This is a genomic window from Rhizobium sp. RAF36 (assembly GCF_052114105.1).
Classification (GTDB): domain Bacteria; phylum Pseudomonadota; class Alphaproteobacteria; order Rhizobiales; family Rhizobiaceae; genus Rhizobium.
In genome coordinates this window covers 171,494-189,619 of the sequence record NZ_JBFREC010000002.1, presented here as the reverse complement: position 1 = coordinate 189,619, position 18,126 = coordinate 171,494, and the positions used below count along the sequence as shown (strand labels likewise).

Below are 18,126 nucleotides of genomic sequence, written 5' to 3'. Positions count from 1 at the left end.
CACTAGTCTCGCTTGACCGGCCGGGCCGGATTGCCGACCACAGTTTCGCCGGCAGCAACATCTCTTGTCACCACGGAGCCCGCGCCGAGGATCGCGCCATCGCCGATCGTCACCCCGCCGAGAATGATTGCGCCGCCGCCGATCCAGACGTCTTCGCCGATCACGACAGCACGGGCGATCTCGATGCCCTGGCGACGTAAGTCGGGGTCCTTGTGATGCTCGGCGCAATAGATCTGAACGCCGGGTCCTAGCATCGAGCGGCTGCCAATATGCACGCGTCCGGAATCGAGGATCGTGCAGCCGGCATTCAGATAGACGCGCTCGCCGAAGCTCAGATTGATGCCATAGGAACAATGGAATGGCGCCTCGATGAAAACCTCATCCGCCACGTCGCGAAACAAGGCCTTCAGCGCTGGAGCGATCATGCCGCGCGCATCGGGCGCCATCGTATTATGCTGATGCACCGCACGGCGTGCCGCGATGCGGAGACGATCGAGTTCGGCGTCGAGACAGCAGTACCACTCACCTGCCGTCATCTTTTCGTAGTCGCTGGCCATGGCTGCCTCAGGCGCTCAGGCGGCTGTCTGCAGCGCCTTCCGAGGCGACCGACGGCCTGATGGTACGGACGAAGGCACGCGCGATCGCCAGACCAGCCTGATCGGCATCGGCGGCATGTGTTGCCGCGGCTTGCGGAAACCGTTCGTGCCAGCCGGGCTCGATGTTCTCGAGCAGATCACGGAACTCGGCATTCCATTTGGTCACGACTTCCAAATTGGCTTCGAAATGAAACTGCGTGCCATAGACGGCCCTGCCGATGCGGAAACATTGGTTGGGGACAGCCGCCGTCGACGCGAGACGGATGGCGCCGGGCGGCAGCGTGAAGGTATCGGAGTGCCATTCGAAGATCGGGAAGCGATCGCGGAACTCGCCAAAGAGCGGATCGGCAAGCCCGTCCGCCGTCACATCGACGGGCGTCCAGCCGAATTCGCGCGTCGCGTCCAGAATATTCTCGGCACCATAGGCACGGGCAAGGATCTGGCTGCCGAGGCAGATGCCGAGCACGGATTTCCCGGCATCGCCGAATTCGCGCATCAGAGAGGCGAGCGCCGGCAGATAGGGATGATCCTCATCATCGACAGCGCTCTGCTCACCGCCGAGTACGACAAGCGCGTCGTAGCGGTCGAAGCCTTCAGGCAGCGCATGGTCTTTCCATGGACGAAACCAGTCAAGCACGGCACCGGCCTCATGTAGGGCATTACCCAGCGCGCCGATATGCGTGTTCGGCATGTTTTCAACGACGGCGACCCGCATTTCCATCTCCTGCTTCGTACCTGGAAGTGATCATGAGCGGCAGTGACATGCAAGCAGCCAGATTGCGCGAACCGGGCTAAACTTCTAAATCGGAGAGAGATCGAAAGGAACGCTGCATGACCGACAAAGCCCGTGTGACCATTCTCTACTGCACCCAGTGCAACTGGCTGCTGCGCGCCGGCTGGATGGCTCAGGAACTGCTGCAGACCTTCACCGACAGTCTGGGCGAAGTGGCGCTCATTCCGGGCACCGGCGGCAATTTCGAGATAAGGGTGAATGGCGGCCTGATCTGGGAGCGCAAGCGCGATGGCGGCTTTCCCGGACCGAAGGAGCTGAAACAGCGGGTGCGGGACATCATCGAGCCAGGCCGCGATCTCGGCCATACCGATCGTACCTCGCTCGAAAGCTGACGCTCAGTCGAATGGCGAATTGCAGGTCTTGTAGACGCCCTCGTAGGTGACGAAGCGGTCGGTCTTTGGATTGTAGGACCGGTACTGGTTGCGGCACCATTCTCCATGCATGCCCTGACCCTTGGCCGCCGGCTGAACCCTGCGGATCGGCGCCGGGTCGTAGGAGAGCACCGGCCGCCCTGTGCGTGGCGCTTGCGCTCTCGGCTGATAATAGGTCGGCCCGGTCACGCCGCGCGGCCGGTAGTTCGGCTGCACATAGGCAGGACGATGCCATTGCTGCGGTCCGAAACCGAAGCAGCCGCGATAATCGCACATCGTCGATTGCACATTGATAATATCCGGATTGCGGACCTGGAACAGCGCAGGCACGGGCGCCGCCTGCGCGGCCAGTGGCAGAAAACCGGCAACCAGGCCGAAGAAGGTGCTGCGTAAAGCGGACATCAGTGATTCCTTTCCGATGCTTTCCATATAGGTCACGGCATCCGTTCGAACATCGGTAGAGGCAAGCCAAACGTTCAGTTCCCCGTGAACGCGGCCTTTCGCCCCGTCCCGGCAATTCTTTTTTACATACTGTCAGGAAAACTTCAAAAACCCTGTTGACAGCAAAGGGCCACCCCCGTACATGGCTCTCCGTCGCCCAGATGGCGGAATTGGTAGACGCGCCAGCTTCAGGTGCTGGTACCCGAAAGGGTGTGGAGGTTCGAGTCCTCTTCTGGGCACCATTCCCATTTAAAAATAGCAGCTTAGGCCGGTAGCAACCGCTTCCGTAAGCTCGCTATTTTTCTCTTCACCACCGCAGATATCGCGAGCCGATCAGCGCCCCGAGCGCGGTGACGGCCGTGGCGGCCGCTGTGTACCAGGTCGCCAGAAACAGCGGGCTGTCGTCGGGGCAATGCCAGGCGTAAAGCGCGGCTGCGAGCCCGGCGGAGGCGAGGCCTGCGACGGCACCGCCGAGGGTCGGGTTTGCCGGTGCGGCGCTTTTCAGCGCCCAGAGAAAGCCCGCCAGCGGCGCTAGCGACAGGACAGGAATGAAGAAGACGCATAAGGTCGCGTTGCGGCCCATCAGCGCCGTACGCCAGGTGTCCTCAGGAATGGTCGTCAATTCGGTTGCGACGCCCGCGATCACCATGGCCAGCGGGATGAGCAGGCTGAGAGCCGATATCTTGAGTGGAATGCCGGGGCGGCCGATGCGGAAGACGAGTCCGCAGGCGGTGACAGCAAGTGTCAGCGTCGTGACGATCTTGAAGAGGACGCGTGCCGTCTCGATGGCGCTTGCCATGTCGTGGCGAATGCCGATGGTTGCCAGCAGCAGGGCGGCGGAGATGACGACGCCGCCGAGAAGCGCGCCAAGCAGCATCGGCCCCAGGCGGGTCCGCACCGGCGCGTCCTCGGAAAGCATGCTGATCAGGTCATCGGTCTTCACTCGTCTCACTCCGGTATAAGGCTGCCAGCGACTTCAGGGCGCGATGCAGCGCGACGCGCACCGCTCCTTCCGTCATCTTCAGCCTCTCGGCCGTTTCCCGTATGCCCGCTCCCTCTATCGAAATGGAGCGGACGATATCGCGCTGCGGATCTTTCAGCCGCTCCAGCATATGCTCGGCGTCGAGCCGGTCCAGGTTGCCTGCCTGCTCTTCCGCCTCGAGTGTCGCCATGACGTCGTCGATCGGAACGTCGATGTGGCGGCCGCGGCGGCGCAAGCTGTCGATCAGCTTGTTGCGCACGATCGTCGACAGCCATGGCCCGATCGGGCGCGCCGGATCCCACGTGCCGCGCTTCAGGTGGACGGCAAGCAGCACTTCCTGCACCACGTCCTCCGCTTCGCTTGCCGGAGCGCCGAACTGGTCGCAGCGCCGGCGCGCCATTGCGCGCAAGTGAGGCGTTACGGCCGACAGGAAGCGGTGGTAGGCCTGCGTATCGCCCTCGATGGCGCTGCGCATCCAGCCTGCCCATTCCTCTTCACGCGCCGAATATTTCACCCGACATAGTCCTCTACGGATGGGCACACATTTTTGTTACTGCCGCATCTCAAATATTTCGAACAGACGCGGATGCCTTTGTTTTCAGGGTTTTCGCTTGCCATCCCGTAAACGGCAAGAGCGTCCGGCGCAAAAAATCCAGGATGGCGCTGTAACAACGCCTGCCACCGCTCCGTAGCCCACCATGCAAGCCAATCACGGCTCGGCAATCTTACGGAGATGAAACCATGAAGAACAGCATCGTCACGCTTGCACTGGCAGGCTCCATCGCTTCGGCGCTCGCAACCATTGCAGCGCCGGCAGCATCCGCCGCCGACAACAAGGAAAAATGCTACGGCGTCGCCATGAAGGGGCAGAACGATTGCGCGGCCGGCAAGCATGATTGCGCCGGCAAATCGACGGTCAGCTACGACAAGATGTCCTTCAAGCTCGTTCCGGCCGGCACCTGCGTCTCGATGAAGACGCCCAAGGGCCATGGTTCGCTGACCCCGGCCTGACCGCTCCGAACGCCCCCAGAAACTCACCACACCGGAGAAGACTCATGACAAAACTACCTGTCACCGTGCTTGCGGCCTCGGTCGCCACAGCGCTCTCGCTGATCGGCAGCGCAGCAACCGCTTCCGCTCAGGATGCCGCGAAAGAGAAGTGCTACGGCATCGCGCTCAAGGGGCAGAACGACTGCGCCGCAGGCCCGGGCACGACCTGCGCCGGAACGGCCAAGATCGACTACCAGAAGAACGCCTGGAAGCTGGTACCCGCGGGCACCTGCATGTCGATGAAGACGCCTGATGGCACCGGATCGCTGACACAGGGGCCGGCCCCGGTCTGATCCGCTTCCGTCGACAAGAGGCGGCGCCACCGACGGCGCCGCCGGACCAACCGGAGAGAAATGGAATGAAACCCTCCGCACTTGCCGGCCGTCCCGGCGTGGGCTTCAAGCCCGAGCATTTTGCCAGCATCATCGCTGCCCGCCAGCCGGTCGGCTTCTTCGAGGTTCATGCCGAGAACTACATGGGCGATGGCGGGCCGCCGCACGCCCAGCTCGGCAAGCTGCGCGAGGACTATGCGCTGTCGATCCACGGGGTCGGCCTGTCGATCGGCTCGATGCAGCCGCTCGATACCCACCATCTGCGAAGGCTGAAAACCGTCTGCGACCGCTATGAGCCGGAGAGCTTCTCGGAGCATCTCGCCTGGTCCTCGCATGACACGGTTTTCCTCAACGATCTGCTGCCCCTTCCCTATACGCGGGAAACATTGTCGCGTGTTTCCGATCATATCTCGCAGGTGCAGGATGTGCTGCAGCGGCAGATGCTGCTGGAAAACCCGGCCACCTACCTGCTGTTTACCGAAAGCACGCTTGAGGAGACCGAGTTTCTGAGTGAGATCGTCAAGCGCACCGGCTGCGGGTTGCTGCTGGATGTCAACAACGTCTTCGTTGCCGCGACGAACCACAATATCGATCCGCGGGCGTATCTTTCCCGCTTTCCGGTTCAGTCCGTGCGCGAGATCCATCTCAGTGGCCATTCCGAAACGGTGGATGACGACGGCGCGCCGCTGCTGATCGATTCGCACGATACGCCGGTCAAGGATCCCGTCTGGGCGCTCTACGAAGAGCTGATTGCTCGCACCGGCCCCATCGCGAGCCTCGTCGAGTGGGACAACGATGTTCCTGACTGGCCGGTTCTGAGGGCCGAGGCGGAAGCCGCAGGCGAAATCCTGACGCGGGCCGCCAAGCGGCGCGCGGCGTGAGGTCAGACCATGTCGATCACCACACAGAGACGCTTTGCGTCTGCCCTGAGAGACGGCGATTTGCCGGTACCCGCAGGGCTTGTCTCCTGGAATACTGCACAGCCGCCGCGCCGCTTCGGCGTCTACCGCAATAATGTGCTTTCGGGTCTGATCGGCGCGATTGTCTCGCGATTTCCGGTGGCGGAAAGGATCACCGGCGCGGAGTTCTTCGCTGCGATGGCGCATGAGTTCGTGCTCCTCCATCCGCCGCGCTCGCCGTTGCTTCTCTCCTACGGCAATGATTTCGCGGATTTCGTCGAGAGCTTCGAACCGGCGCAGGAGATCCCCTATCTGCCTGACGTGATCCGGCTGGAGGCGGCGCGCGGCAAGGCCTATCACGCCGCCGATGCCGCGCCGATGGTGGCAGAGATGCTGGCTTCGGTATCCGCGGAGCAGACGGCCGGGCTGACCTTCTCCCCTCACCCCTCACTATCCGTCCTCCGGTCGGAACACCCTGCCGTGACTATATGGGCGATGAACGCCGGAGAGATGGCATTTGGCCCCATCGAGGATTGGCGGGGTGAGGATGCGCTGGTCGTCCGCCCTGAGATGATCGTCGAGGTTCACCGGCTGCCCCCGGGCGGTGCCGTCTTCCTCGCTGCGCTTGTGCAAGGCACCACGCTTGCCGAAGCCGCAGGTGAAGCCCTTTCGCTTGCCGCCGATTTCGACCTTTCCGCCAATCTTGCCGGAGCGCTGAAGGCAGGCGCATTCACCGGCCTATCCACAGGAGCCGACGATGAATGAGAACATGACACTTTCAGCACCTGATGGCCGCGGCTTTGCCCATACATTCAAGAGCGCCGCCGCGCTTCTCGACCGCATCCCGCATGATCTGATCGCGACCATTTCCCGGCTGTCGATTGCCGCGGTTTTCTGGCAATCGGGGCAGACAAAGGTCGATGGCTGGCAGGTGACGGACAATGCGGTCTATCTGTTCCAGACCGAATACAAGCTGCCTCTCCTCGACCCCTGGCTTGCCGCCCATCTCGCAGCCTTTGCCGAGCACTTCTTCCCGCTATTGCTGGCGTTGGGACTGGCAAGCCGCCTGTCGGCGCTGGCCCTGCTTGCGATGACGTTGGTGATCGAGATCTTCGTCTATCCCGATGCATGGCCGACGCACGGGACATGGGCCGTTTGCTTCCTGATCATTATCGCCAGAGGGCCGGGGCGTCTGTCGCTAGATTATCTGATATCGCGCTATTTTGCTCGCAAAGGCTGATCAGCGAACCGGCTGATAGTGGCCACGCAGAGGGACCTGCGTGCCCTGAGTGACGAGTCCATCGCGATCGCAGACATAGACGATGGTCGGCATACCGCCGGAGCGGAAGATCCAGTCACCCTGCCGGCGAATATGGCCGGTCTCGGTGTGGCAGGCGTATTGTTCCTCATCCTTCTTGTCCGCTTGCGCCTTGACGCCCGGCAGATCGGTATAGGGATAGAGCCTTTGGACGCCGGATGTGCCGGCGGCGCTCCAATCCGTTGCGGAAGCCTGCAGCGGCAACAGGCCGGCAAGGGCAGCTGCCAGGATCAGTAACAAGGAACGCATTGTCATCTCCCTCGGCACGATGCCCCGGAACTCTTTTCCTGATGTAGGATGAGAGTGCCACCGCATCAAGCGCGGCGGAAATATCCGCGTACCACCGGATGGGCGCAAAGGCTGGCCAGAATGGCAACCGCCGCACCCAGCGCGAAACCGCCGAACAGCCCGCCGAGCAGGCCTGCGATCATCAATGTCTTCTTGCCGGGACCGTCCGGCTTTACCGGCGGCTCGGCTTCGGAAATCACACGAATGTTACTCTGCGGCAGGTTCTGTTCTTCCGCCGTCTGGCTGGAGCGCTTCAGCAACGTCTCGTAGATGTTGCGCACAGCGGTCGCCTTGCGCTGCAACTCGTTGAGTTCCACCTGCTTGTCGGATGCGGTGGCCTGCAGCGCCTTCTGGATATTCAGTTCCTTGGCAACTGCGTCTTCTGCCTTCTTGGCCTGATCATATTCGGCCTTGGCCGAAGTCACCATGCGCTGCAGTTCGCCCTTGATCTCGTCGCGGGTGCTTTGCAGGGACGAGCGCGCGGCCTGAAGGCGCGGATGGCGGGCGCCCATCTGGCTTTCGAGGCTGCCGACGATGGCTGCCTGCGTCGCATATTGCTGCCTCAGGCTTCCGAGCGCCGAGTTGACCGAAGAGCTGCCGCTCTCTGTCTGGCCGCTGGCGACGACCGCTTCGAAACTCATGCTGGCGGCGGCATCGGCACGTGTCTTGGCCTGGATCGTCTTGTCCTGAGCGGTGACGAGCAGCGTATTCAGCGAACCAAGGCGCTGGTCGGAGATCAGCTTGCCGTCGGTTTCCGACATGTCGTTGTCGGAGCGGAAGCTTTCGACCGCCTGTTCGGCATCCTGAACCTGCTTGCGAAGATCGGCGAGCCGCCCATCGAGGGTCGCGGTGGTGTTTTCGTAAAGCCCGGTCGAGGCACTGCTTTCCTCCTGCATGAAGGAGGCAACGACCTGGTTTGCCAGTTTGGCCGACTTTTCGGGGTCATGGGTGACCGCCGTCAGAGAAACCACGTAGGTGCCGGTCTGGCGGGCAATGGTTAGCGACTTCTGAAGTGCGCTGATGACAGCCGCGTCATCCGTCCGCCCGCCGTTGAAATCGGGATCCTCGTTGAGCTTCATAGTGTCGGCAACGCGCTTCAGCACATTGCCCGAGGTCAGGATCTGCACCTGGCTGTCGATCATCGACGAAATCATTTCGGGCGAGATCGTCGATTGCTGCGTGGAAGGGTCTGCAAGCCCGATCTGCCGGGGATCAAAATAAAGGCTGGCCGTTGCCGTGAATTTCTGCGGCAGCATCGGCAAAACGGCAGCGCCTGCGACCGCGCCGAGTGCGGCGAGTGCGGCAATGAGCAGTTTGCGGTTCCAGATGGCGAAGATCGCCGAGCGGACATCGAGCAGCGGTTCATCGGCACGGATGACGGGCTCAGGACGGACGACCGACGCTTCAACCACTGCCGGAGCGGGCGGCGGTGCAGGCTGCGGAGCCGCGGGCTCGATACGCGCTGCCTCGGGCTCCTGCGGCAGTTCGGCAGTTACCTTGGCAAAATCAGAGGGGCGCAGCACGGGCGAACGCGGAAGCACGGGTTCGGATGCAGCCTGCGCGGGCTCGAAGCTCCGCCAGCCCGGCAACCGGCTCACCCTGTTCCTGTCGAATTGGCTCATCAGCGCTCTCGTGGCCCGCCGGCAGACTGCAGCGGAGGTAGGTTAATTTTAGAAATCCTTAGCTAACGGACCGTTAAGATGCGCCCACCGATATTAGCGGCTACTTCTGAAACCTGGGAAAACCATGAGAGTCACCTCCTGCCACTGGCGCCGCCTGCTGACGATCGCCGCAGCACTTCTGCCGCTGCAGGCGAGTGCTGCCGGCACTGCGGGCCCATGCCTCCGAGGAGTCAATCTCTCCGGCGCCGAATTCGGCAACCCCGATGGCACGGTTTTCAAGGACTATGCCTATCCGTCCGAGGAAACCGTTGCCTATTTCCAGAAGAAGGGCATGAACACGGTGCGCCTGCCGTTTCTCTGGGAGCGGCTGCAGCCTGAACTCGGCCAATCCCTGAACGAAGACGAGCTTCAAAGACTGAAGGATGCGGTGGCGCTGCTGCGCAAGCACAAGATGACCATTATCCTCGACCCGCATAACTATGCCGAATACAAGAAGACGCAGATCGGCAACGCGCCGGTGACGACGCTCGCCTTCGCCGATTTCTGGACGCGGCTGGCTGCCGAATTTTCCGATCAGGACGACGTGGTCTTCGGGCTGATGAACGAACCGCACGACATTTCTGCAGCCAAATGGCTCGAGGCCGCCAATACCGCCATTCGCGGTATCCGCGCAGTCGGCGCCAGGAACTACATCCTCGTGCCTGGAACACGCTGGACCGGCGCGCATTCCTGGCAGAGCGGCGATGACGATGCCAACGGCACCGTGATGCTCGGCATCAAGGATCCGCGCAAGAATTTCGGCTACGAGGTTCATCAGTATTTCGACAGCGACTCCTCAGGCACCAAGGACGAATGCAGCGGCAACGCCAGCGCCAAACAGGCCATTCTCGACATGTCCGACTGGGCTCGCAAGAACGACACCCGAGTGCTGCTTGGCGAATTCGGCGTGTCCCAGGCACCGGAATGCGTTGCAGGGCTGAAGGATGTGCTCTCCGCCATGCAAGACAATGCCGACGTGTGGCTCGGCTGGACTTATTGGGTGGCGGGCGACTGGTGGCCGGAGACCGAACCGCTCAACGTACAGCCGCATGACGCCAAGGACCGCAAGCAGCTGGCAGCCTTGCAAGCCGCCGCCAAGGCGCCCGCAGCCGCCAAAGACGCATGCGTGCTGATGGGCAAGTGACGCGATGAAGGCGGCAGGCACAGAAACGGTCGAACCGATACAGTGGGGCATTCTCGCCGCTGGTGTGCTGTCGGTGACCTATAACGCCATCCTCGCCTTCATCAATCACAACATCATGCCGCTTTCGCCGGCCTATGTCGTGATGAGCGAAATGCTGATCCTCGGCTACAGCTTTGCGTTCATCCTGCGAAAAGGCATTTTCGAGGAAGATCTCGTCCCGCTTGGCTACCTGCTGGCGACGATCGTGCTGACTGTTTACGTGATGGCGATCAGCAAGTCGGCCTATATCGACCATCTGCGCAATATCCTGATCGTCTTCGCCTTCGTCGTTATGGGACGCTGGACAAACGAGCGGACGCTGAAGCTGGTCTTCAAGATCTGCTGCCTGGCGGTTCTTTCGGTGCTGATCTGTGAAATCGTTTCGGTGACGGCCTATGTGGCGCTCTTCCATCCCGCGGAATATTTCGAGAATACGCGCGGCGTGCCGCGAGCGACTTATAGCGATCTCGGCCTGTTTCGCGGCGCGCTTGGCTTTCCCGATCGCTTCTCCTTCGGCATCATCGACCACCGCTCGTCATCGATCTTCCTGGAACAGGTTTCGCTGGCAAATTTCTGCGGTGTGATGGTGATCTATCTCGTCAGCTTCTCGAACCGGCTGACGTTCTTCGATCGCATGATCTTCGTGGCGACTGTCGTCCTTATCCTGCTCACCAACGACACCCGCACCATGCTGATCTTCAGCGTCGTCTGCCTTGGCGGCTATGTCATCTATCCCTGGCTGCCGAAGATCCTCGACTTCTTCATGATGCCCGGGATCATCGTCGTCGGCTTCATCATCCACGCTTTCAAGCCGAACGCTCATGACGACGACTTCGTCGGCCGCATCAGCGGCACGGTGCGCAACATCATCGCCATGGACCTCCCGGCGACGTTGGGGCTGGAGCTCGAAAAAGGACTGGGCTACGTCGATAGCGGCTATGTCTTCATCACCTACAGCGCGACGATCTTCGGGCTCCTTCTTTTCTGGCTGTTCGTTTCCTTTTTCCCGGCGGGAGAGACGCCGAACCAGAAGCGTCTCAGCCATTCGCTGTCGCTCTTCATGTTCCTCAATCTGATGATCGGCTCGACGGCGATCTTCTCGATGAAGACCGCAGGGGTGGCATGGCTGCTTGTCGGCTTCCTGAAGGTCAACGAGGGAACACGCCGGGCGGCGCCTCTCGCGGCCGGCCCCGCCGTGGTGACCGCTGCCGTCAGATAGCTGCGCGGCGGGGATATGCGACGCCGCAAGCGGAACGGACTTTCCTCAAGTCAGCGGTCATTGATAGATGCATCGACAGAATGCGGGAGCTTGCAAGCGCCTGATAGCTTGCCTTGCAAAATGTTGCACGAATGAAAGAGCCGTGGCCTATTCGACGGGCGACGTTTGATCTAAGCAGCCTGCCGGCGAAGCCGCGAGAGGGAAGACGGACATGACCAACTATGTTTTGACGGTGACGTGCAAATCGACGCGCGGGATCGTTGCGGCGATTTCCAACTACCTTGCCGACAAGGGCTGCAACATCGTCGATTCCAGCCAGTTCGACGACCTCGACACCGGCAAGTTCTTTACCCGCGTTTCCTTCATTTCCGAAGAGGGCGTCAAGCTGCCGGCTCTCATCGAAGGCTTCAAGCCGATCGCCGAGAAGTTCGAAATGGACGCCGAGATCCACGACGGCCAGAGCCGCATGAAGGTGCTGCTGATGGTGTCGCGCTTCGGCCATTGTCTGAACGACCTGCTCTACCGCTGGAAGATCGGCGCCCTGCCGATCGACATCGTCGGCGTGGTCTCCAACCATTTCGAATACCAGAAGGTCGTGGTCAATCACGACATCCCTTTCCACCACATCAAGGTGACCAAAGAAAACAAGCCGCAAGCCGAGGCGCAGATCCTCGAGATCGTCGAGCAGACCGGCACCGAGCTGATTGTGCTGGCCCGCTACATGCAGGTCCTCTCCGATGCAATGTGCAAGAAGATGTCCGGCAAGATCATCAACATCCATCACTCCTTCCTGCCGAGCTTCAAGGGCGCCAACCCCTACAAGCAGGCCTATGAGCGTGGCGTGAAGCTGATCGGCGCAACGGCGCATTATGTCACCGCCGATCTCGACGAAGGCCCGATCATCGAGCAGGACACGGCCCGCATCACACACGCGCAGTCAGCAGACGACTATGTCTCGATCGGCCGCGATGTCGAGAGTCAGGTTCTGGCCCGCGCCATCCATGCCCATATCCACCACCGCGTCTTCCTGAACGGCAACCGCACGGTCGTCTTCCCGGCAAGCCCGGGCTCCTACGCATCCGAACGTATGGGCTGATTGCGCCCGAAAGGCGTGCTGCCAGACGCTTGCCCATAGCATGCATTCGATTATCTGCTTAGTGTGAACAATCGAATCATGCCCTGGGGGATGCGATGACCGACGAAGCGCTCACCGATCGTATGGAGCTGCCGCGACCGGACGTGACGCCGGATGAAGCCTTAAGCATCCTCGAAACCCGCTACGGACTGTCGGGTACGATCATCGAGCTCGGCAGCCAGCAGGACCGGAACTACCGGCTCGACACCGGCAACGGCCGCTTCGTCCTGAAGATCTGCCACATGGCCTACGAGACTTTGGAGCTTGAGGCGCAGAATGCCGCCATCCACCACCTGACCACGATCGAAGGCGCGCCGCGCGTGCCGCGGCTGCTGACATCGACCGACGGGCAGGAAATCATTGCCGTGACCGTTCGCGAGCAGACCTATCAGGTTCGCGTGCTCGAATATCTGGAAGGCGAAAGCCTCACCCATCGCAAGTATCTGCCGAAGAGTTCGGTGACGGCTCTCGGCGCCCTCTGCGCCCGTTTGGCGCAGGCGCTCGCTGATTTCGATCATCCGGGTCTTGAGCGCAGTCTTCAGTGGGATCTGCGACGGGCCGGACCTGTCGCCGTCCAGCTTCTGTCGGCGATCACCGACAGCGCGGCCCGCGACCGGATTGCCAAGACGATGGTGCTTGCCGTCCGCCGCATCCAGCCACTGGCCTCGGCGCTCCGCGTTCAAGCCGTCCATCATGACGTGACCGACGACAATGTCGTCAGCCTTCCCGATGCCCATGGCCGGCTGATCCCCGACGGGGTGATCGATTTCGGCGACATCATCCGCGGCTGGCTGGTCGGCGATCTGGCCGTGACATGCGCTTCGCTGCTGCATCACGCCGATGGCGATCCGCTCTACATCTTGCCGGCCGTCAAGGCCTATCATGAGATCTACCCGCTGACGGCGGAGGAGTTGAAGGCGCTCTGGCCGCTGGTCGTGGCGCGCGCCGTGATCCTGGTTGCCAGCGGCGAGCAGCAGATTTCTGTTGACCCCGACAATGACTATGCCCGCGGCAATCTGGAGCATGAACGCATCATCTTCGACACGGCGATGTCGGTGCCGTTCGAGTTGATGGAATCGGCAATCCTGAAAGTTGGCGGGATCGAGCCCACGCTTCCCGACAATGCATCCTGGCTGCCGCTTCTGCCCGATATCAACACGGCCGACATCACCTATCTCGACCTCGGCGTGCAGAGCCGCCATTTCGCCGGTGGCAACTGGCTGAATGCGGAGATGGACTGGCGGCTGCTTGCCCGCGTCGCCAATGACAGCGGCGCTGCGGCAACGCGATACGGCGAATACCGGCTGTCGCGCGCCAGCACGCTGAGCGCCAGGCCGCACTCCACCTTTGCGCTGCATAGCGATATCTGCCTTTCCGGCGGCAACCCGGTCGCGGCTCCCTTTGCCGGGCGGATCGATCTGAAAAACCATCATCTGGTGCTCGCGGGCACAGGTGTCAGCCTGCATCTCGACGGCATCGAGCCCACGGTGGAGGACGGTGCCGAGATCGAGGCCGGGCAGGTGATCGGCACGGTTTCGGGTGACAGCGCCTCGCTCGGTGGCCTGCGCATCCAGCTTTGCACCGTTGCCGGCCTGGAGCCGCCGCTCTTTGCCACGGCAGGCGATGCCGGCGCCTGGGCAGCCCTTTGCCCCTCGCCTTCGCTGCTACTCGGCGATGGCTGCAATGCGCCGAAGCCCGATACAGAGGGCTTGCTTTCCAAACGGCAGGCGCATTTCGCCAAACCGCAGAAGAATTATTACGACCGGCCGCCACAGATGGAGCGCGGCTGGAAGGAGCACATGTTCGATGTCGAGGGACGCGCCTATCTCGACATGGTCAACAACGTAACGATTCTCGGTCATGGCCACACGCATCTCGCCGACGCGATCGCCGACCAGTGGCTGAAGCTCAACACCAATTCGCGCTTTCACTACGAGGCGCTTGCCGACTTCTCCGAGCGTCTCGCGGCACTCGCGCCCGAAGGGTTGGACCGGGTCTTCCTTGTCAACAGCGGTTCGGAAGCCAACGATCTGGCTCTGAGGCTTGCCTGGGCGCATAGCGGCGCGCGCAACACGCTTTGCCTGCTTGAAGGCTATCATGGCTGGTCGGTGGCGAGCGATGCGGTCTCCACGTCGGTGGCCGACAATCCGCAGGCGCTGTCGACACGGCCTGCCTGGGTTCATCCGCTCGCGGCGCCGAATACCTATCGCGGCGAATTCCGCGGGCCGGAATCAGCGCGCGATTATCTGGCCGCCGCCATTCCGGTGCTGCAGGCGATCGACAACAGCGGCCAGGGGCTGGCGGGCGTCATCGCCGAGCCTGTCTATGGCAACGCCGGCGGCATTCCGCTGCCCGAGGGCTATCTCGCCGGTCTCTACGCGGAAGTTCGCGCCCGCGGCGGCGTGTGCATCGCCGACGAGGTACAGGTCGGCTATGGCAGGCTTGGCCACCACTTCTGGGGCTTCGAGCAGCAGGGCGTCGTTCCCGATATCATCACCATCGCCAAGAGCATGGGCAACGGCCACCCGCTCGGCGCCGTGATCACCACGCAGGCAATCGCCGATTCGCTGGAGCGCGAGGGATATTTCTTCTCTTCGTCCGGCGGCAGCCCGGTCAGCTGCGTCGCCGGCATGACGGTGCTCGACATCATGCGCGAGGAAAACCTGCAGGAGAACGCCCGCGAGGTCGGCGATCATCTGAAGGCGCGGCTTGTGAACTTGATCGAACGGTTTCCGATCGCCGGTGCCGTCCATGGCATGGGTCTCTATCTCGGCCTCGAATTCGTTCGCGACAGGGAGGCGCTGGAACCAGCAACAGGAGAGACCGCGGCAATTTGCGAACGCCTGCTGGAACTCGGTGTTCTCATGCAGCCGACCGGCGATCACCTGAACGTGTTGAAGATCAAACCGCCGCTGTGCCTGACGATCGAGAGCGCCGATTTCTTTGCAGACATGCTGGAAAAGGTGCTTTCTGAAGGCTGGTGATAAAGCCGCCGAGCATTAACGAATTCGGTCATTTCGCGGCATACCGCTTTTTAATGAATTGCACCATTGCCGGAATCAGACAGGCTTCCTATGTCTGCTGCGGTGATCGAAGGAGCTGTTCGACCGTCACGTGAATTGCACAAAGTCTTGATAAGTTCTTTCTGCCAATTCGGATATGATGGAATGAAATTGTTCCGATCGCCGACATTTTGACACGTTTCGGAATATGTTTCTGACTGACGATCCGCTATTCTCTACTAAGTAAGTAGATTATTGGAAGTCAGTCATCGCCGGTCCCGGCTCTACGGGATCATCACGAGTGCAACGCTAACGCAAGGAACGAGACATGATTGAAATCGATATTCTCGCCTATCTCCTTGGGCGCCCTGTGCTCGGCAATGACCGTCCGGGCGCCCTCTCCCGCCCGAACTGTCGAATGTGACGTTCGTCCCCCTTTCAACGGTACAAGACAAGTCAATTGGCCGTCGCTCGCGCAGTCCGCGCAGCAGGAGTTCTACGCATGAAAAAGCAAGTTATAGAATATGCAGGCGTTCCCGTCGGGATCGTCATTCCGGATGAAGACCGGCTGAAATTCATCGCCGTGAAGTTTCACGTGCACGACCTCGACGAGCAGCGTTTCCGCTCGCCCGACGAGGTGAAGCTCGCGATCCACGACCTGATGACCCGCCGTCATCCGAAGCCGCTGCATGCCTGATCGCAGGCACAGGCTTCCCCAATTCGTTTCTTCGGAAGAATTCTGACCGGCCCCGTTACTTGGGGCCGGTCTTGTTTTTTGCCCGTTGTTGCGCTCCTAATCGCCGCACACACCGGGGACCGATCTTGCTCAATCTCATCACCGATATTGCCGGAATTTCCATCGGCCATGCCACCGACCTGACACTTGGGTCGGGCGTAACCGCCATCCTTTTCGACGAACCGGCCGTGGCGTCGGGCAGCGTCCTCGGTGGTGCGCCCGGCGGACGGGACACGGCACTGCTCGATCCGTCGATGACGGTCGAAAGGGTCGATGCCTTCGTGCTGTCAGGCGGTTCGGCCTTCGGGCTGGATGCTGCGGGTGGCATTCAATCCTGGCTGCGCCAGGCCGGGCGCGGTTTTGCCGTCGGAGACATCCGCGTGCCGATCGTGCCGCAGGCGATCCTGTTCGACCTGCTGAATGGCGGCGACAAGGATTGGGGGCTGCACGCGCCCTATCGCGACATGGGCTACGAGGCCTGCCGGAATGCCGCCAAAGGCGTTTTCGATCTTGGCACGGTCGGCGCGGGAACCGGTGCAACGACCGCGACGTTCAAGGGCGGGCTCGGTTCGGCCAGCGCGCTCGGCAGCGGCGGGCACGTGATTGCTGCCATCGTCGCGGTCAATGCGCTTGGCTCGGCGACGATCGGCAGCGGCAAGCATTTTTGGGCCGCGCCTTTCGAGCAGGATGGCGAGTTCGGCCGTCTCGGAATGCCTCCGTCCATCGACCACCGGATGCGTCTCAAGGGCATGAATGCGCCGGCGACGACCATCGGCGCGATCATGACCGACGCCGTGCTGACCAAGGCGGAGGCGCATCGCCTGTCGATCGCCGCGCATGACGGACTGGCGCGGGCCCTGCTCCCCGCCCATCTGCCGCTCGACGGCGATACCGTCTTTGCCGCAGCGACAGGCGCCAAGCCGATCGAAACGCCCGGGACCTTCATGGAGCTTTGCCACCTTGCCGGTATCGTCATGGCCAGGGCGATTGCCCGCGGCGTCCACGAAGCGACAGCGCTGCCGCACGAAGGAGCGCAGCGCGCCTGGCGCGACCTCTAGCCTCGTTCGGCGCGATTGCCTAAAGAGAAGCGCAGAGCAGAAGGCGGGAGAGACGCATGCAGATCCGGGCGCTGATGTATTTCGACGAACTGGTCAGAACCAGCTCGATGCGCCAGGCGGCGGAGAACCTGAACGTTGCACCGACAGCCGTCAGCCGCCAGATCGAAAACCTTGAGGAATTCTTCGGCACGCCGCTCGTCGAACGCAGCGCCCGCGGGGTGACGCTGACGGCCGCCGGCGAATTGCTGGCCACCCGCGCCGGGCGGACGCTGCGGGAGCTCGAGCATGTTCAGCAGCTGATCGAGGACCTGAAAGGGTTGGAGCGTGGCCGGGTAACGATCTTTGCAAACGGCGCCATCGTCGCCAGCCTGCTGACCCCGGCGCTGGCCGAATTCGGGCGAAGCTATCCGAATATCCGCTTCGAGGTGATCATCACCAGCGCGCGCCAGGCGATCGAGGCGGTCAATTCCGCTCAGGCCGACATGGCATTGACGCTCTTTGCGCCCGCGACGACAGAGGCCAAAGTCATCGCCCGCTCGGAAATCGCCTATGACGTTATCGCCTCCAGCCGGCATGCGCTTGCCGGTCTCAAGGAGGTGACGCTGCGCGAGCTTGCCCGCCACACGCTGGCGCTTCCCGAAAAATCTTTCGGTTTCCGGCAGAGCTTCGATGCCGCCGCCGGGCGGCAGGGCCTGGCCATCGAGCCGGCATTCACCGTCAGCGCGCTTGAGATGCTGAAGGAACTGGTGCTGAGCGACATGGCGGTGACGCTGCTGCCGCAGCTTTCCGTGCGGCGCGAGATCGAGGCCGGGGCGCTGACTGCCATAAAGCTCGCTGCCGAAAGCGCGATCCGCACTCATGCCGAACTCTCGATCGCGCCGGACCGGCAGCTTTCCTTTGCCGCAGCGAAACTTAGCGGCTTTATCGAGGATTTCATGCGCAGCCAACTAAAGGCGCGCTGATGCCGCGGCAAGTGGGCCTCTTGCGTTGCCCGCCGTTTTAGTGTGTATCGCTTTTCGATACACAGAGAACACAATTTGTGTTCGCCGAAACTGACGGGAT

20 protein-coding genes and 1 tRNA gene are annotated in these 18,126 nt (G+C 61.8%); 14 read left to right on the top strand and 7 right to left on the bottom strand.

The features are described 5' to 3' along the window. Window positions 1-2: 2 nt before the first annotated feature. On the bottom strand, window positions 3-557 hold the full coding sequence (locus AB4Z25_RS06810) for a sugar O-acetyltransferase (protein WP_112538328.1): 555 nt from the start codon (window positions 555-557) through the stop codon (window positions 3-5). A gap of 7 nt (window positions 558-564) precedes the next feature. After that, window positions 565-1,311: a type 1 glutamine amidotransferase gene (locus AB4Z25_RS06805; protein WP_112538327.1), complete on the bottom strand. Its 747-nt coding sequence runs from the start codon at window positions 1,309-1,311 to the stop codon at window positions 565-567. A 116-nt stretch (window positions 1,312-1,427) separates the two neighbouring features. Here AB4Z25_RS06805 and AB4Z25_RS06800 point away from each other — a divergent pair, with 116 nt between their 5' ends. Further along, window positions 1,428-1,721 carry a SelT/SelW/SelH family protein gene (locus tag AB4Z25_RS06800; protein ID WP_112538326.1) on the top strand — a complete coding sequence of 98 codons (294 nt, stop codon included), beginning with the start codon at window positions 1,428-1,430 and terminating at the stop codon, window positions 1,719-1,721. Window positions 1,722-1,724: 3 nt separating this feature from the next. Here the strand turns inward: AB4Z25_RS06800 and AB4Z25_RS06795 are convergent, their stop codons facing one another. Further along, entirely contained in the window at window positions 1,725-2,162 is a 438-nt protein-coding gene (locus AB4Z25_RS06795; RefSeq protein ID WP_112538625.1) for a BA14K family protein, read from the bottom strand. Between the two features lie 194 nt (window positions 2,163-2,356). Between AB4Z25_RS06795 and AB4Z25_RS06790 the strand changes: the two genes are divergently transcribed. Beyond that, window positions 2,357-2,443, top strand: a tRNA-Leu gene (locus tag AB4Z25_RS06790). A gap of 65 nt (window positions 2,444-2,508) precedes the next feature. Here AB4Z25_RS06790 and AB4Z25_RS06785 read toward each other — a convergent pair. Then, the gene (locus AB4Z25_RS06785) at window positions 2,509-3,144 is read right to left on the bottom strand and encodes an NrsF family protein (RefSeq protein ID WP_442207913.1); all 636 of its coding nucleotides are present in this window, start codon (window positions 3,142-3,144) and stop codon (window positions 2,509-2,511) included. Further along, window positions 3,131-3,697, bottom strand: a complete 567-nt coding sequence (locus tag AB4Z25_RS06780) for a sigma-70 family RNA polymerase sigma factor (protein WP_112540050.1) — start codon at window positions 3,695-3,697, stop codon at window positions 3,131-3,133. The genes AB4Z25_RS06785 and AB4Z25_RS06780 overlap by 14 nt, the downstream gene beginning before the upstream one ends. A gap of 227 nt (window positions 3,698-3,924) precedes the next feature. On the opposite strand from AB4Z25_RS06780, the gene AB4Z25_RS06775 reads away from it, so the two are divergent. From AB4Z25_RS06775 to AB4Z25_RS06755, 5 genes are all read left to right on the top strand, one after another. Then, a complete protein-coding gene (locus AB4Z25_RS06775) occupies window positions 3,925-4,194 on the top strand; it encodes a BufA1 family periplasmic bufferin-type metallophore (RefSeq protein ID WP_112385122.1) in 270 nt (89 codons plus the stop codon). A gap of 44 nt (window positions 4,195-4,238) precedes the next feature. Beyond that, the gene (locus AB4Z25_RS06770; protein ID WP_112540047.1) at window positions 4,239-4,526 is read left to right on the top strand and encodes a BufA1 family periplasmic bufferin-type metallophore; all 288 of its coding nucleotides are present in this window, start codon (window positions 4,239-4,241) and stop codon (window positions 4,524-4,526) included. Between the two features lie 65 nt (window positions 4,527-4,591). Beyond that, entirely contained in the window at window positions 4,592-5,446 is an 855-nt protein-coding gene (gene bufB / locus AB4Z25_RS06765) for an MNIO family bufferin maturase (protein ID WP_112540045.1), read from the top strand. A gap of 9 nt (window positions 5,447-5,455) precedes the next feature. Continuing rightward, complete coding sequence (locus AB4Z25_RS06760; RefSeq protein ID WP_112540043.1) at window positions 5,456-6,229, top strand: HvfC/BufC N-terminal domain-containing protein; 774 nt, start codon at window positions 5,456-5,458, stop codon at window positions 6,227-6,229. Between the two features lie 4 nt (window positions 6,230-6,233). Continuing rightward, the gene (locus AB4Z25_RS06755; protein WP_442207992.1) at window positions 6,234-6,704 is read left to right on the top strand and encodes a DoxX family protein; all 471 of its coding nucleotides are present in this window, start codon (window positions 6,234-6,236) and stop codon (window positions 6,702-6,704) included. On the opposite strand, the gene AB4Z25_RS06750 is transcribed toward AB4Z25_RS06755, so the two are convergent. Together AB4Z25_RS06750 and AB4Z25_RS06745 are read right to left on the bottom strand one after the other, a co-directional pair. Further along, window positions 6,705-7,037, bottom strand: a complete 333-nt coding sequence (locus tag AB4Z25_RS06750; protein WP_112540039.1) for a hypothetical protein — start codon at window positions 7,035-7,037, stop codon at window positions 6,705-6,707. It abuts the gene before it with no gap. A 59-nt stretch (window positions 7,038-7,096) separates the two neighbouring features. Then, window positions 7,097-8,692: a GumC family protein gene (locus AB4Z25_RS06745; RefSeq protein WP_112540037.1), complete on the bottom strand. Its 1,596-nt coding sequence runs from the start codon at window positions 8,690-8,692 to the stop codon at window positions 7,097-7,099. Between the two features lie 124 nt (window positions 8,693-8,816). On the opposite strand from AB4Z25_RS06745, the gene AB4Z25_RS06740 reads away from it, so the two are divergent. From AB4Z25_RS06740 to AB4Z25_RS06710, 7 genes are all read left to right on the top strand, one after another. Beyond that, window positions 8,817-9,875 carry a glycoside hydrolase family 5 protein gene (locus AB4Z25_RS06740; RefSeq protein WP_112540035.1) on the top strand — a complete coding sequence of 353 codons (1,059 nt, stop codon included), beginning with the start codon at window positions 8,817-8,819 and terminating at the stop codon, window positions 9,873-9,875. Between the two features lie 4 nt (window positions 9,876-9,879). Further along, on the top strand, window positions 9,880-11,133 hold the full coding sequence (locus AB4Z25_RS06735; RefSeq protein WP_112540033.1) for a hypothetical protein: 1,254 nt from the start codon (window positions 9,880-9,882) through the stop codon (window positions 11,131-11,133). Between the two features lie 211 nt (window positions 11,134-11,344). Continuing rightward, window positions 11,345-12,229 (top strand): formyltetrahydrofolate deformylase, encoded by an 885-nt coding sequence (gene purU / locus AB4Z25_RS06730; protein WP_112540031.1) that lies wholly within the window; start codon window positions 11,345-11,347, stop codon window positions 12,227-12,229. 95 nt (window positions 12,230-12,324) lie between these two features. After that, a complete protein-coding gene (locus AB4Z25_RS06725; protein WP_112540029.1) occupies window positions 12,325-15,252 on the top strand; it encodes an aminotransferase in 2,928 nt (975 codons plus the stop codon). Window positions 15,253-15,772: 520 nt separating this feature from the next. Then, a complete protein-coding gene (locus AB4Z25_RS06720) occupies window positions 15,773-15,967 on the top strand; it encodes a hypothetical protein (RefSeq protein ID WP_112385111.1) in 195 nt (64 codons plus the stop codon). 122 nt (window positions 15,968-16,089) lie between these two features. Beyond that, complete coding sequence (locus tag AB4Z25_RS06715; protein ID WP_112540070.1) at window positions 16,090-17,064, top strand: P1 family peptidase; 975 nt, start codon at window positions 16,090-16,092, stop codon at window positions 17,062-17,064. Window positions 17,065-17,120: 56 nt separating this feature from the next. Continuing rightward, the gene (locus tag AB4Z25_RS06710) at window positions 17,121-18,026 is read left to right on the top strand and encodes a LysR family transcriptional regulator (RefSeq protein ID WP_112540027.1); all 906 of its coding nucleotides are present in this window, start codon (window positions 17,121-17,123) and stop codon (window positions 18,024-18,026) included. Window positions 18,027-18,126 lie beyond the last annotated feature (100 nt).

What these genes read in the sequence shown, in the direction of transcription:
- AB4Z25_RS06810 (WP_112538328.1), bottom strand. Translation starts at nt 557, where the DNA reads ATGGCCAGCGACTACGAAAAGATGACGGCAGGTGAGTGGTACTGCTGT.
- AB4Z25_RS06805 (WP_112538327.1), bottom strand. Translation starts at nt 1,311, where the DNA reads ATGCGGGTCGCCGTCGTTGAAAACATGCCGAACACGCATATCGGCGCG.
- AB4Z25_RS06800 (WP_112538326.1), top strand. Translation starts at nt 1,428, where the DNA reads ATGACCGACAAAGCCCGTGTGACCATTCTCTACTGCACCCAGTGCAAC.
- AB4Z25_RS06795 (WP_112538625.1), bottom strand. Translation starts at nt 2,162, where the DNA reads ATGTCCGCTTTACGCAGCACCTTCTTCGGCCTGGTTGCCGGTTTTCTG.
- AB4Z25_RS06775 (WP_112385122.1), top strand. Translation starts at nt 3,925, where the DNA reads ATGAAGAACAGCATCGTCACGCTTGCACTGGCAGGCTCCATCGCTTCG.
- AB4Z25_RS06770 (WP_112540047.1), top strand. Translation starts at nt 4,239, where the DNA reads ATGACAAAACTACCTGTCACCGTGCTTGCGGCCTCGGTCGCCACAGCG.
- bufB (WP_112540045.1), top strand. Translation starts at nt 4,592, where the DNA reads ATGAAACCCTCCGCACTTGCCGGCCGTCCCGGCGTGGGCTTCAAGCCC.
- AB4Z25_RS06760 (WP_112540043.1), top strand. Translation starts at nt 5,456, where the DNA reads ATGTCGATCACCACACAGAGACGCTTTGCGTCTGCCCTGAGAGACGGC.
- AB4Z25_RS06755 (WP_442207992.1), top strand. Translation starts at nt 6,234, where the DNA reads ATGACACTTTCAGCACCTGATGGCCGCGGCTTTGCCCATACATTCAAG.
- AB4Z25_RS06750 (WP_112540039.1), bottom strand. Translation starts at nt 7,037, where the DNA reads ATGACAATGCGTTCCTTGTTACTGATCCTGGCAGCTGCCCTTGCCGGC.
- AB4Z25_RS06745 (WP_112540037.1), bottom strand. Translation starts at nt 8,692, where the DNA reads ATGAGCCAATTCGACAGGAACAGGGTGAGCCGGTTGCCGGGCTGGCGG.
- AB4Z25_RS06740 (WP_112540035.1), top strand. Translation starts at nt 8,817, where the DNA reads ATGAGAGTCACCTCCTGCCACTGGCGCCGCCTGCTGACGATCGCCGCA.
- AB4Z25_RS06735 (WP_112540033.1), top strand. Translation starts at nt 9,880, where the DNA reads ATGAAGGCGGCAGGCACAGAAACGGTCGAACCGATACAGTGGGGCATT.
- purU (WP_112540031.1), top strand. Translation starts at nt 11,345, where the DNA reads ATGACCAACTATGTTTTGACGGTGACGTGCAAATCGACGCGCGGGATC.
- AB4Z25_RS06725 (WP_112540029.1), top strand. Translation starts at nt 12,325, where the DNA reads ATGACCGACGAAGCGCTCACCGATCGTATGGAGCTGCCGCGACCGGAC.
- AB4Z25_RS06720 (WP_112385111.1), top strand. Translation starts at nt 15,773, where the DNA reads ATGAAAAAGCAAGTTATAGAATATGCAGGCGTTCCCGTCGGGATCGTC.
- AB4Z25_RS06710 (WP_112540027.1), top strand. Translation starts at nt 17,121, where the DNA reads ATGCAGATCCGGGCGCTGATGTATTTCGACGAACTGGTCAGAACCAGC.